Genomic DNA, 14,679 nt, shown 5'->3' with positions numbered 1-14,679 from the left:
AATAAGGATTGCAAAATATATTTGACATTGTTATCGAATAACTAGAAGATTAAAAAAACAAAAGCCGTGATAACTATATCACAGCTTTTGTTTTTGATTGATGAATGACCAAATGATATTAATTATTAATTCTATTTTGCTCGTCTTCGATCGCAGATTTACGACGTTTCTTTGCCTTTACATCTTTGTTACCAAATGAATGGCTTACATAAAGTTGCACCGTTCTACTATCACTACCACCACGACCATCAATAAAAAGATCTCCAAATTGTGTGGTTCCTTTCCATGGTATTGTATATAAGATATCATTACCAGCTATTTTCACTGTCCAATTATCCCATTTTTTTTGCAAACCGATATTTAGGGATCCGAGTGATTCAATATCATAAGTACCTCCCCAAATAGATGGGCTACTATACCAACCACTTACTTCAAAGGTAAATCCTTTACCAAGTTTAAAAGTACTCTGTGCGTAACCTCCGTACGTTGTTTGATCTACAGGAATAAATGAAGGATCTGTTGCTTTATAGTTACTATAATATAGATAAGCACTCACATATATATTCCACCAATCATTAATTCTTCTAGGATAAGATACACTGAGGTTATAGATCTCCTGATTTGCGACATTACGGGTATTAATAAAGTTTCTGTTGTTACCTTCTGCTTCTGTTACCTGCGCAAAGAAGTCATTGATGTATGAGTAACTTAAACTAGTTGTTAGTGTATACTTATAGGTATGTGATAGTTTAATATTATCTGTGTATTGTGGTTGTAAGAAAGGGTTTCCTCTTCGAAAACTTAATTCGTCTAATTGATATTCAAATGGATTTAGATCTTGATAGTTTGGACGTTGGATTCGACGACTATAAATCAATGCTAACGAATGATTTTGTGAAGCTTGATACGTAATTCCTCCTGATGGAAACCAATCTGTATAATCTCGCTCAACTACTTTGTTTTCATTTTGATCTGTGGATGTTAAGTCTCCTTTAGAATGTGTATTTTCCATTCGCAGTCCCGCTTGTATTTTCCATTTATTAATGGCAAAATTATAATTGACATAACCAGCAGTAACCATTTCGTCATATACAAAGTTATTACTGCGGCTCTCATCAAGAATACTTACGCCATTTGTTACTGTAAAAAAGTCAAAAGTATTATCAGTTTTTACGAATGATAATTTAGATCCTAAGGATAAGGTTCCTTTCCCTAGTTTTTGTTCATAATCTACTTTTCCTACATAAATATCAATATCAATAGGAGTATCTTGTGCCGTTATATTTTCATTTAATACTGTTCCATCTGGTGTGATGTAAATATTCGGTTGGTTGTTAAAACGATCTCTCTCATAGCGCCCATAATTGAGATCTGCCATAAAACTTCTTCCTAAGGTATCCTTATAACGATAGTTAAAGTTTGTATTAAGATTTAAACTTTCATTTTCATTGCTGTTAGGAGCTAAAAGAATACTATCAATTTCACGAGTAGCTCTTTGAATGATAGGTGTACGGGAATTGGTTGTAGATTCAGCATCTCTTAATGAAAGACTCACTGAACCGCCAAGTGTGTTCTTGCTATTTATTATATAATCGGCTGAACCGCGAATATTATGATTGGTTACTTCATTTTCAGAATCAGAAGTTGCATCAAAGATATTATCTCCTTGTACCCGATACAGGTCAATAAAACTTGTAGATGTACCAGTGAAATTACTATAGTTAGCAGTAAAATTCCATTTTTTGGTTTTAGTAGTAATTCCAATCTGAGCATTGTTTCTAAGAAAATCTCCATAGGTTAATGTATTTGAAAAACTACCAACCGTACCCAATCCTTTTTCACTTTTTAATCTGATATTAATGATTCCTGCGTTTCCTGCTGCATCATATCTTGAAGAAGGTTGAGTGATGATCTCAATACTTTCGATTTCATCTGCTTGTAATGATTGTAAAAAAGCGGTTAAATCATCACCTTGCAAAAAACTCTGTCGATCATCAATATAAATAAGCACTCCGTTCTTACCTTCGACTATAATATTATCATTATTATCAACTCGAACTCCAGGTGCTTTTCTCAATAAGTCCAAACTATTATTACCAGAGGATGTAATGGTTTCAGAGACATTAAAAACCGTTTTATCAGGTTCTACAGCAACAATAGGTTTTCTAGCAGTCACTTTTACTTCTTCCAGCGCTTCAGCGCTTTCCTGTAGTATAATGGTGTCAATAAAATAATTTACACCTCTTGTAGTGATTTCTTTTGTATACGTAGTAAATCCTAAACTACTTATCACTAATTGATATGTGTTATCTTGTTTTACAGCTAATGAAAAATTACCTTCATCATCGGTGATACCAGCTTTTACTAGTTCTTGATTGGTGTCATTTAGAATGACATTGGCATAAGGTATTGGATTGTTTCCAGGATCTACAACTTTTCCGTTTAAAGTTTGAGCGTTCATGATGCTTACTTGGCACATCATTAGTAAAAGGGTAATGTATTTGAATGTTCTCATGATTTTTTTGTTTGGTTCAAAGGTGAATACTTTGGCTGCATTTCCAAACAGTAATCTGTTGAGTAGCCTTATGAGTCGATGAATGGCCATTGGACCATTTAACTTGTTATAGGACCATTGGTCGATTAATTCTTTGGTAAGGATTCGTTTCGTATTAGTTTAGCGATGTATCATTCGATAGCTATTACTATAACTTTTGTAAGATATCGGATAAATAGTAATTTAGAATTATAAATCATAAGACTAGCGGTTATGTGGAATAATAGAATATATGGTATTAAGTTGGGAGAAATTGTAGCTGTCATTGCAGGTTATTTATTACTTTCTGGTGTATATCGTTTAACCTTATGGACTTCCTATTTGGATCAACCCAATCCTTTACAACTATTATTCAGTGTTTGGGAATGGTTTGATAGTGCGGGATTGCAATATACTATGATGCTTATCGCTACTTTAGTCATATGGATGTTAATTTTTAGAGTTTTTAAAGAATGGAAACTTCAGTATCGTTTACTATTACACTTAGTTACTTTGCCTTTTTTTATTCTGATGGCATGGAAAGGATATTATTGGGTGTGTGATCAATTTGGGATGCTTCATTTACAAGGAGATCCCGAAAAATGGGATATTTATATTCCTACCTTGATTTATCTTATTCAGTTTTCAATGTTTCACGCTTACGAATCTTATATCAGTAATCAACGTAAAATTCGATATGAAATTGAATTAAAAAATGTAGCATTAAAGAGTGAACTTAGTGCTATCAAAGCGCAATTAAACCCTCACTTTTTATACAATGTATTTAATACCATTAATGCCAGTATTCCTAAAGAAATGGAAGGTACTCGTGAGATGATAGCAGATTTATCAGATCTTTTTAGGTATCAGCTTAGAGCTAGTAGAGAAGATATGGTTCCGTTGAAGGATGAATTGGACTTTGTTCGCAAATATTTGGATCTTGAACAAAAACGTTTTGAAGATCGTTTGCAAGTGCGTATGGATGTTGATAAAGAGCTGTTAAACAGAGAAATTCCACCGATGTTGTTACAACCTTTAGTAGAAAATTCTGTTAAACATGGGATTTCACCTTTAACTGAAGGAGGTAGTGTTACGATTACTATAAAAGAAGAAGAGAGAGGGAAACTTTTATTTGAGATTAAAGATACCGGTATAGGCGTTAAGGATAAAGCAACCGTGATGGATACAGGTATTGGATTAAGTAATACTCAAAAGCGATTAGAAAAGATGTACAACTCAGGGCTTTTCTTGTCGGATAATCAACCTAGAGGATTGGTAGTACAATTTAGTATTTAGGAATTTCACAAATTTGATCGTACTATTTGTCATTCCAGACGGGATCTGGAATCCAAAAAGTTTCATAAAAATAGATGCTGAACTAATTTTTAGAATAACGCTTTACGAATGAAAAAAGTAATTATTGTAGATGACGAAAAGTCTGGTCGTACTTTGATTAAAGAATATTTAGAACCCTATAAAGATTTAGTATTATTGGGTGAAGCTAACAATGGAGTTGATGCTATCAAGATGATCAACGAGTTTAAACCGGATCTTGTTTTTATGGATATTCAAATGCCAGGTATGACTGGTTTTGATGTACTGGAACATTTAGAGGAGCTTCCACAAATTGTTTTTAGTACGGCCTATGATCAATATGCGTTAAAAGCTTTTGAAGTACATGCAGTAGATTATTTGTTAAAACCGTATACCAAAGAACGCTTTGATGCCGCTATTACCCGAATAAGCGAAGTAAAAAAAATAATTCCTTTAGCAGAAGAACATATTGCTCAAAAAAATGAGTATCCAGAACGTATCATCGTGCAAAAAGGAGCAAAATATGTAACCTTGGCAATTGAGGATATTTATCATATTGAAGCTTATGGAGATTACTCAAAACTACATACGGAAACGGATACATTTATAAGTAATCATGGGATTAGTGTATTGGAAGAAAAATTAGATACCAAGCAATTTTTACGTGTACATCGTAGTACAATTGTTCAATTATCAAAGATTCAGGAAGTCAGCAAATATGGTAAGAGTTATCAACTAGTGCTATTTAATAATGAGAAAGTAAATGTAAGTAGGGGATATGCTGATAAAATCAAAGCTTTGATGTTTTAGAGTGTAAGAAAAAGGTGTTTAACAAAACTAGCTTTAGCTCTTCGAAGTTTGTAACTTCGAAGGATTATATAGATGTTATTTTTAGTTTGATTTAATAAAAAACCAGTTACAAATTCATGTAACCGGTTTGCATTATATATTGATGATTATTGCTGCGAAGTTACAAACTTAGTAGAGCGGTTGTTTAACAAAACTAGATTTAGCTCTTAGCTCATAGAAGTTTGCAACTTCGAAGGATTATATACATGTTTTTTTTTAGTTTGATTTAATAAAAAACCAGCTACAAATTCATGTAGCTGGATTCTGTTATTTATTACCAGGGTGAAGGAAAGAAACAACTAAGACATGTGCTATTTTTATCACTATCGGTAATTTTAATATTACTTAAAAATTTATCATTTTTCATGATCTCTAAATATTTACTTAAATTGTATACTTCCTTTTTGCCTTTTCCTTCAATCTTAACACCAATATAGAAATTTTCATATGCAAATCGTGTAGTTCTGTAAAACTTTCCATCATCAGTGAACTCATAAGTGAATTCATAAAACTCTTCTTTTTTATTGTAAGACTCTTTATTTATCAAATTAAAGTTTGAAAATTCATTTTTCATCACTTCAACACCTTGCTCGAAATATCTATTCAATAAATCAAAATTAGGTCTCTCTTTGTAAGCATAATTACATAATTCAAAACTAACACTAATTGTACCCTTTTTACTCTTTAGATAATAATTTCTCTCACAAGATTTTGTTTTAGTTTTCTTTTCATCAGTAATTAAATAGTTTGGGACATTTATTACAGTTCCATAGAAATCTAATTGTTTTAAGTTTTTCTCTTGAGCACAAGAAAAATACAAAATAGATATTAAAGCTAATAAGCTAAGTTTGTATACAAAATCCTTAAAAACTTCCGTTCTTCTTTCTTGGGCCGATTCTTGATTTATCATTTTTGTTATAATTATTTTTTGGTGTATTATTTCCCATTCTGCTTTTAATCAATGCTCCATAAGTAGTATTTAAACTTGGTTTAAATATATCTTTAAAACTTGAGACCCCACTTAATTTTCCAGTAATACGTCCACCATATGCAGATGCCCAATACCCTGGACTTACCGTATTTCCTACTACTCCACCAGAGGCCATTATTGCTTTGTCTGTAGGATCATGTCCATTACCTGCATTATGTCCTAAAGCATGCATCATGGTCCATGATGCAATATTATTTTCTGTAGTTTTAAATTTAGATGCGGCTTCTTCAAGTCTATCTGTCTTAAGAAGGAAACCTGTTCCAGATCCATTATTACTTCTATCAGCCAATTCAATATTATCTGGATTCTTTATGTTTGAAATCGACTCATTTGAGATACCTCTAAAATTATCGGGATTTTCTTCAAGTAATGTTGAAATTTCTTCAGTAGTCCCTACTAAACCAAACGAATCTGTAGAATCTAGGTTTCTACTATCAAACATCTCTTCGCCTTCATATATTTGTATCGTAGTTTTCAGACCTAAATCTTTGAACCTTGAATTAGTAGCTTCTATAATTGAATTAATTTGATCCCTATCAGCAGATTCAAGTAGAACTAAATATACAATATTGTCTTTACCATCTGGGTCAACAAAATATAAGGGATTATTTAGAGCATAAGCGTAGGGTGAATTATTATGGTAATTATCGGCATGGGGATCAATACTCATCCATCTACCTAATGCTGGATCATAATTTCTAGCATGGAAATCAAGCCATTCTAGATTAAGTTCAGATTGTTTTTCTTTCCCTCCAAACCCATACATATGCTCAGATATAATTAGGTCATTGTACCCTTTATGTTCGAGTCCAAACGGATAATAATTATTTTCTTCTAAAATCTCATTAGAAGCAGATCCAGGAATGACATCAATATCTCCATCTTTATTTTTATCAGAATAGGATAGTCTGATATTTCCTAAATGATCTTTATATTGATATATATAATCATAACCTCCATTCCCATTAGGTTCTATGTACCCTTCGGGTGTATTCATAAATTGTAACTGTCCATTTTCATAAATATAGTTACCAGCATACTCAGTAGTTAAAGAACTACTTTCTGATACGATCTTTTTTAATTTTACTCCAGTGGCATCATAAATATAACTAATATTTCCGGTTCCTTCGGTATTAGAAATGGCAATACTGTTAGGTAAATTTAAATGATTATAACTAATATTAGAAATTCCTTTATTACGGTCAACAATCATATTATTTAGCTCTTCGAAGTTTGCAACTTCGAAGGATTATATACATTTTATTTTTAGTTTGATTTAATAAAAAACCAGCTACAAATTTATGTAACTGGTTTGTGTTATTTATAACTATTGATGCGAAGTTACAAACTTCGTAGAGCTAGAATATAAAAAATGCTCCTAAAAATTTGAATCTTATCATTCTTTAGTTTGATATAGTAAAAACCAGCTACAAATTAATGCAACTGGTTCGTATTATTTTATACTGCTACGAAGTTACAAACTTAATAGAGAAGTCCTTGTAAACCGGAGCGATACAATTGCACTAGCTAGGATTTGATTTTCTTTTTTTAAGCCTTGGGATGACAAAGTATTTAAGAATATAAAAAATATCAAATACTAGCAATATAATTAATAAAATACTCTCTTCTTTCCCAATACAAGGAGGGCAATCTTGATTTCCTGTACAACGTATACATTGGGGAGTCATTACATATGCTGCAAATAAAGCTAATATATTTATTGAAATAAAAATAAGTATTTTTTCATTTTTAATTTCCTCTAAACTTATTCAAATAAGTGTTTTTAATGTATTTATATGGCTTCTTTGATGTTTTATCATCACCATATTGTTCTCTATATCTATTATATTACTCCACAGCTCCCTTAACAATACCATTAATATTTCGTTGTTCCACATTCATTGTTGTATGATTTAGCTCTTCGAAGTTTAGAACTTCGAAGAGCTAAAGCTAGGATATTTCTTAATTATTGGATAATCATTTTACCAAAAATGTTTCTGATTTTTACATTTACTTTAATTTTATTTTTAGCATCGGAATGTTCGAAATCGTCTAAAAACTCAATAACTGTTCGTTTTGATAGTATCAAATGAAAAACCTCCTCTTGATCAATTTTATTAATTTTATTTATTATTCTTAATCGATGTTTACCAGGTGAAACTTTAAATGTGAAAGATTTATAATCTAATAAATCACTTTTTAAGTTTTCATTTATTATTTCTTTATCATCTAAATACACTTCAACATTTTCTATTAAATCAACTTCTGATTGATTATTTATCCAAATTGATAAGTTCCCATTTAATATTCGATACCAGTATATTTGATGTATAATTACCGTTGACATCAATAATATTAAAGTAATTAATATTTTCTTTTTCATACTAGAAAATTGTTATTCAATTATTCTTTTAGCTTGTCCTTTATTTAAGACTTTTCTTTTTGTTAATTTATATAATCTGATATCATAGTTAGTGCCTCTATTTATTAATCTACCATCGTACTCTATTTGCATATTAATAATTCTTTGAAGTTGTTTCCTTGAAACATTAGAAAAACTACCACCTGAATTAGTAAGATCAAAAAAACCATTGGTATGCCCTAATCTTAACATATGAGATCCAAATTCATGAGCAGCTGTTCTTTCCCCAGTATTACCTAAGGTTGTATCATAAATACCTTTAAAATAATCAACGTCTAGAAACGCTACTTTTCCTCCGTCAATGTTAGTTACTCCAGTTGCAATTCCTTTAGGGTTTCCATCTTTGTCTTCTCCAAATAATCTTTTGGCTTTATTTCTAGGAAAATTTGCTAATGCAAATACATGATCATCATCATTAATCTCAGTCATGTTTTTAGCTTCCTTTATTTGAACAATAGTATTAAATTTAATTCCGTTAGAAGATCGTCCATTAAAAGATGATGTAATTGCTCCTGATATTTCGGATATAGCATCATTTATGTTGACTTTCTTACCAGAAATATTTATTATTTTTCCAGTAACTGTCATAGTTACACCGATCAAATTTTTATTTCCATTTTTATCAATAACTTCATTTCCTTTATCATCTTTTTCGTATTCAAAGCTGAAAGAAATTTTTTCTCCGTCTGGATCTGTAAGCAAAACAGGATTGTTAATGGTATAACTATATGTTGAAAAGGATCTATAGTTATCAGCTAAAGGATCAATATTCATCCACCTTCCTAAAGTTGCATCATAATTTCTAGCTCCGTAATCTAACCAATTAAGACCTAACTCGTTTTGCTCTTCCTTGTTATTATATCCATAGTTGTGAGGTCCTCCAGTAATGGTATTATTATACCCTTTATGTTTTAACCCAAAAGGATAATAATTATTTTCTTCTAAAATCTCATTAGAAGCAGATCCAGGAATGACATCAATATCTCCATCTTTGTTTTTGTCGGAGTAGGAGAGTCTAATATTTCCTAAATGATCTTTATATTGGTATACATAATCATAGCCTCCATTTCCATTAGGTTCTATGTACCCTTCAGGTGTATTCATAAATTGTAACTGTCCATTTTCATAAATATAGTTACCAGCATACTCAGTAGTTAAAGAACTACTTTCTGATACGATCTTTTTTAATTTTACTCCAGTCGCATCATAAATATAACTAATATTTCCGGTTCCTTCGGTATTGGAAAGGGCAATACTGTTAGGTAAATTTAAATGATTATAGCTAATATTAGAAATTCCTTTATTACGGTCTACAACCATATTTCCGTTAGTATCATATACATAATCATCGTTGGTATTCGTACCATCTTTAAATCCTGTAGAACGACCACTTGTATCAGTCACACTAGCTAATTGATTTCCTATGCCATTGTCATTATAGGTATAATTTAACTGATCCATAAGCYCAAAGCTATTTGCATTTTCAGTTAAGTGTCCATTTCTATTCAATGTTATAATGTTTCCATTTTTGTCATAGGTAATACTGCTTAGACTATATCTTTTATCGGATGTATTATCCAACCCTGAGGTAATACGATTCAAGGCGTCGTATAGATAACCATAAGCTCTTTTCGTATTGTCATTGGCAGTTTTCCAACTGGTTTCACTAATGTTCCCATTGTAGAGAGGAGTAGCTCCTAGATTTTCTGTAGTTGTATTATAGTTAATAGCAAATCCAAACAGATCTCCATTAGCGGTAGTTCCTTCGTTAATGGCTTGTAGCCATCCACGAACATTGTATGTATAATCTACGTTTTGCAATCCGCCACCTACTTCTTTGGATGTTAATTGTCCAATTTCATCATAAGTATTGGCTACAATATGTTCTTCGGTTTGATTGTTAATCCTTTGCTTTTGATCTAACAATCTCCCCATATGATCATAGGTAAAAGTATCTATCGTTACAATAGGCGCATTACTTCCTTTGGTATGGGTATTTTTAGTTTCTAACACTTTTCCTGCAAAATCTAAACGAGTTTCTATGATGTCCACAGTGTTTAAATGTTCATTAGTACTATGTACATAGATAGGTCTTCCCTTAGAGTTATAATAGGTTACTGTAGTGATCCAATCATCTGTACCCAATACACGTACTTTAGTTCCTGTAGGTAATCCTTTTACAGTACTAGTTACGGTTTGCTCTATTACAGTTCCTGGATTGGTTGTACTATGATCAAAGTTATAGTCATCATAGTAGTTGATAGTGTGCATTTCTCCTCCACCAGGAAAGGTGTTATTACTATAGTAGATACTAGTCCCATTAACAATAATAGAAGTATTATCTGTTTTTGCTTCATATTGAGCTGCATCTGTATCATTGTCTAGATTTTGTTGTAATCCAGCTCTTGTTGTATCCCAAGGAAAAGTTTCTAGTCCTGTAAATACAACTCTTCCAAAAGCATCATATTTGGAAAATAACCATTGTCGATTAGGTCTTAGTACTGCATCTTGTGTAAGTATAGGTTGATCAAGTTTATTATAAATAATATATTCCCAACCTTTTCCAGGTATTTTCTTTTCCACCAATCGATTTCTACGATCATAGATGTATTGATAACACAGTTCGGAAAGCTCACTGGCTGATACACCATTATCAACAGTTACCTTTGGAGGAATGACATAGGTGAGATTTCCAAAATCATCATATACATAATAGGTGTCATGTGCTACACCTTGATCAAAAGTACGTTTTAGGACAACTCTTCCTAATTTATCTTGATATTCTTTAGCAGTATGATCGTTAGGATGTGTTTGTCCAGGTTGCCAGTTTTCATCTTTGGTAGTAGTTACTAGGAGTCCATTAGGATTATAACTTCCTTCTTTTACCAAAATAGGAACTTCAGTATTATCTTGGTGAAAGTCTACCCAAAAATAAGCTACCTCATCAGTTGTATTCGTATTCCAATCAAACTTAATGGTATGATCGGTATCAGCGTCTGGATTAGCTTTCCAGTCTTTTCCTGGAGCTCCTTGTTCCAACACACGATTAAGAGGAGAAGCTTCGAAGATACTTTCTGAATAGGCGTTAACATCTGCATTAGACATTCCAGTAAAATCATTGCCATATTTGTTTTTGTAATAAGCATTGATATCCGTGGTTACATTTACCGGATTATATAGGCCAACAGTTGTGCTTGCTTTTTCAAAGGGTAAATACTGTTTGTCTTGTCTTCCATAAACATCATATGTGATGTGAGTTACAATATCTTTTTTGTTTGGAGATGCTTTGATGCCAATTTGTTGTTTAGCTCTTCCAAGTCCATCAAAATAGGTAATACTTTCAATGACATCACTATTATTTTTTACCTCACTAAAGCTTGTTTTTTCTTCTTGATATACTCTTGTAAAGACATAATTTTCATTTGCATCTAAAACAGGTACTAGATACGGATCTTCTGTAATTACAGCAGAAAAGGTAGTTCCTGATTGTATCCAAGTAGTGGGTTTGATGATGATACTTTGTCCTGCATTTACATTTAGTAATGCGGGATCGCTTGATTGATTAATGGTTTCGTCTTGGATAGTCACGGTGTCTGCTACCTGACTATGTACTGATATCCCTACAAAAAGTAAGGCAACAGTTATGTATGGAAATATTTTTTTCATACACTTCTATTATTTTTTAGCAATAATTTTTTCCAATTTCTCAAGTCTTTCCTCCAATTCTTTGTTTTTAGTTTCAAGACTGTTATTTCTTTTTTCTTGTTCTTTAATCGCTTTTTCTTGTGCAATCGTATACAAGGTCAGTTCTTCGATTTTTTCAAGGAGTTTGGCATTCATTTCACCTAGTTGAATACCATTTTCTTCAACTTCAGCAGCAGATGGAATGTTGATCAGATGTCCTTTTGTAGCTATGTGATCTTCTACTTGTTGTAGGGAAGGAAGGTCATAATCTTCTTTAAAAACATAATCAGCCCAGCCGTTTAGGTCTACTCTTACTTCTTTGGTGTGGATGTTTCCGTTTACCGCTAGTTTGGCGTCTGGATTAGTTGTACCAATACCTATATTACCGGTAAACATATGTACAAACATATATGAAGTATTTAAAAATTCAGAATTAGAAAATTCCAATTTGCTACCTGGTTTTTCCCTCAAAAAGTATGTTCCTTCATCTTGGTATACAATACCTCCAAAATCGTTGTATGTTCCTGAAGGTCTTACCCATTTTTTTAAAGTTTGATTCCACACAGGTACTCCATAGTTTCCAGTAAGCCACTCGTCTCTTATCCAACCGTTATCACCTGAGGCTATGGTCATTCCAATAGCGGTTTTACGTAATCGAACACCAGAAGAAACATGAAGTTTGGCTTGTGGAGCTGTAGTTCCTATACCAACATCACCATTTTCTTTGATTATCATCATGTCATTGGTAGAATTAGCAGAAATTTTTCGAAATTTGATAATGTCTCCAGAGGATGAGCCTATGTGCAAAGTTCCATTTCCGTAAATCTCATTACTATCCATGATCATTTTTGAAGTTCCAGAATCAGAAATAGTTAAAAAACTTGCAGATGGATTCCAATTACCTCCAATTGTTCCTCCTGATTTAATTTCAAATTTTGCTTGTGGAGTTGCAGTGCCAATTCCAACATTTCCCCCATTGAAATAGGTAAATCCATTAGATGCAATTTGAAATTTATTTTGAAAGCTAGAGTTCCTTCCTGTTATATATCCATGTTCATTACCATTTAATGAAATTAGGTAACTTCCCCCTTTTTGCACGTTAATAAAACTTTGTCCAGCAATAGAACCATTAACATCTAATTTTTTTGATGGAGTTGCAGTTCCAATTCCTACATTACCGTTAGAGGTAAGTGTTAAAATATCTGACCAGGTAGCAGAGTTATGTCTTCCTTGAAAATTTAATAGTGTTTGACCTCCAGGATCTGTATTAAGAATTCTATGGCCAAAACCAGAACCATAAGTAGAGGTAAACCAGGTTATGGATTTATTTCTACCATAATTGGCAGTTAGGTTATCGAAATTAGTATCTTGCCCAAAAGCATGAATACTTGATATTAAAACAAACAGAAGGAATATTGAATTTCTCATAATTTAAAATTGATAGCATTATTGTTTTCTCTACTAATTTTCCCTTTTAGGTAGAAGGCTATATGAGTAAGTGTCAAACTGAAAGCATATGTTACTATGGAAATTTGATTTTTTTGAAAAAAGTGTTGTGGGGTTAGGAGTCAGGAGTTTGAAGTTGGATGTCAGGTGTTGGATGTCGGATATTAGAAAGGGTATGACTAACCAATTAGGCTTCTTTGGTATTTTAAATTATAAACCTTTACGAAATTATTAGGCTCTTGGAATATGAGTAAAAACAAAAAGCAACCAGAAATATTTCTGATCGCTTTTACTAACAAATATATATAACTAATACTAGATGATCGTAGATTGACCTACATGTATATTTTCAAAATTAATGTTGGAGTCTTCTGGATTCAAAATGTAATCATAGATAAAATCTCCAACTTTTTCGGTAGTTAAGGGATTGATACTGTTCAAATCAGGAGTAGTAAGATTTAGTTCCAAAGCTTTTTCAACAGCATTTTTAATAGCTTCAGCTTCTTCCATAAGATCAAAATGCTCTAACAGCATCGCTGCGGATAAGATGGCTGCGATTGGATTGGCAATTCCTTTGCCAGTTGCTTGTGGGTACGATCCATGAATCGGTTCAAACATGCAGCAGGTATCTCCAACTGATGCAGAAGCTAATAGTCCGATAGAACCACCAATAACGCTGGCTTCATCAGAAATGATATCTCCAAACATATTTTCTGTTAGGATCACATCAAACTGACTTGGGTTTAGTATCATTTGCATCGCAGCATTATCTACAAATAAGAAATCTAGGGTCACATCAGCATATTCTTTTGCAATTTCTGTGACTACCTTTCTCCATAATCTGGAAGATTCTAAAACATTGGCTTTATCAACTAAGGTTAGTTTTTTTCTTCTCTTCTGAGCAGCTTTAAAAGCTAATCTTGTAATACGTTCTATTTCTTCTTTAGAATACTCACATAAATCAGAAGCAACCGTACCTTCTTCATTAAGTTGTTTTTCTCCGAAGTAAATTCCACCAGTGAGTTCACGATAAATAGAAATGTCGGTACCTTCGATAATATTTCTTTTCAAAGGAGATTTATCTAATAACGTTTCGTAAGCTTTTACTGGGCGAATATTAGCGTATAAACCCAGTTCTTTTCGAAGGCGTAATAATCCTTGTTCTGGACGAACAGGAGCACTCGGATCATTATCATATTTTGGATCACCAATAGCACCAAAAAGAACAGCATCTGTATCAGCACAAAGCTGTAATGTTTTATCTGGTAATGGATTTCCCGTTTTATCAATCGCTATAGCACCTACTAAAGCATCTTTAAAAGTAAATGTATGATCAAAACTATGTGCAATAGCCTCTAACGCTTTTACCGCTTGAGCAGTAACTTCTGGTCCGATTCCGTCTCCGGATAATACAGCAATTTCTAGTTTCATGTGTTTATT

Annotated in this window: 9 protein-coding genes; 2 read left to right on the top strand and 7 right to left on the bottom strand. The window is 32.4% G+C overall.

From position 1 onward, the window contains the following. Positions 1–118: 118 nt before the first annotated feature. Positions 119–2,515: a TonB-dependent receptor domain-containing protein gene (locus GBO31_RS24630; RefSeq protein WP_219011296.1), complete on the bottom strand. Its 2,397-nt coding sequence runs from the start codon at positions 2,513–2,515 to the stop codon at positions 119–121. 252 nt (positions 2,516–2,767) lie between these two features. Between GBO31_RS24630 and GBO31_RS24625 the strand changes: the two genes are divergently transcribed. Then, positions 2,768–3,829, top strand: a complete 1,062-nt coding sequence (locus GBO31_RS24625; protein WP_219011295.1) for a sensor histidine kinase — start codon at positions 2,768–2,770, stop codon at positions 3,827–3,829. 108 nt (positions 3,830–3,937) lie between these two features. Continuing rightward, positions 3,938–4,657 (top strand): LytR/AlgR family response regulator transcription factor, encoded by a 720-nt coding sequence (locus GBO31_RS24620; protein ID WP_219011294.1) that lies wholly within the window; start codon positions 3,938–3,940, stop codon positions 4,655–4,657. A gap of 313 nt (positions 4,658–4,970) precedes the next feature. Here GBO31_RS24620 and GBO31_RS24615 read toward each other — a convergent pair whose 3' ends face one another. The 6 genes from GBO31_RS24615 to leuB all read right to left on the bottom strand — a co-directional run bounded on the left by GBO31_RS24615 (position 4,971) and on the right by leuB (position 14,670). After that, positions 4,971–5,606, bottom strand: a complete 636-nt coding sequence (locus GBO31_RS24615) for a hypothetical protein (RefSeq protein ID WP_219011293.1) — start codon at positions 5,604–5,606, stop codon at positions 4,971–4,973. Further along, on the bottom strand, positions 5,560–6,900 hold the full coding sequence (locus GBO31_RS24610) for an RHS repeat domain-containing protein (RefSeq protein ID WP_219011292.1): 1,341 nt from the start codon (positions 6,898–6,900) through the stop codon (positions 5,560–5,562). Before GBO31_RS24610 ends, GBO31_RS24615 begins: the two co-directional genes overlap by 47 nt. Before the next feature lie 753 nt (positions 6,901–7,653). Beyond that, positions 7,654–8,070, bottom strand: coding sequence for a hypothetical protein (locus GBO31_RS24605; RefSeq protein WP_219011291.1), 417 nt, complete (start codon positions 8,068–8,070; stop codon positions 7,654–7,656). 12 nt (positions 8,071–8,082) lie between these two features. After that, positions 8,083–11,775: a DUF6443 domain-containing protein gene (locus GBO31_RS24600; protein WP_219011290.1), complete on the bottom strand. Its 3,693-nt coding sequence runs from the start codon at positions 11,773–11,775 to the stop codon at positions 8,083–8,085. A gap of 9 nt (positions 11,776–11,784) precedes the next feature. Next, positions 11,785–13,221 carry a hypothetical protein gene (locus GBO31_RS24595; RefSeq protein ID WP_219011289.1) on the bottom strand — a complete coding sequence of 479 codons (1,437 nt, stop codon included), beginning with the start codon at positions 13,219–13,221 and terminating at the stop codon, positions 11,785–11,787. Positions 13,222–13,554: 333 nt separating this feature from the next. Then, complete coding sequence (gene leuB, locus GBO31_RS24590; RefSeq protein WP_219011288.1) at positions 13,555–14,670, bottom strand: 3-isopropylmalate dehydrogenase; 1,116 nt, start codon at positions 14,668–14,670, stop codon at positions 13,555–13,557. Positions 14,671–14,679 lie beyond the last annotated feature (9 nt).

Origin of the sequence: Aquimarina litoralis, from assembly GCF_019295435.1 — a bacterium.
GTDB classification, from domain to species: Bacteria; Bacteroidota; Bacteroidia; order Flavobacteriales; family Flavobacteriaceae; genus Aquimarina; species Aquimarina litoralis_A.
This window is presented reverse-complemented; position numbering and strand designations above follow the sequence as displayed.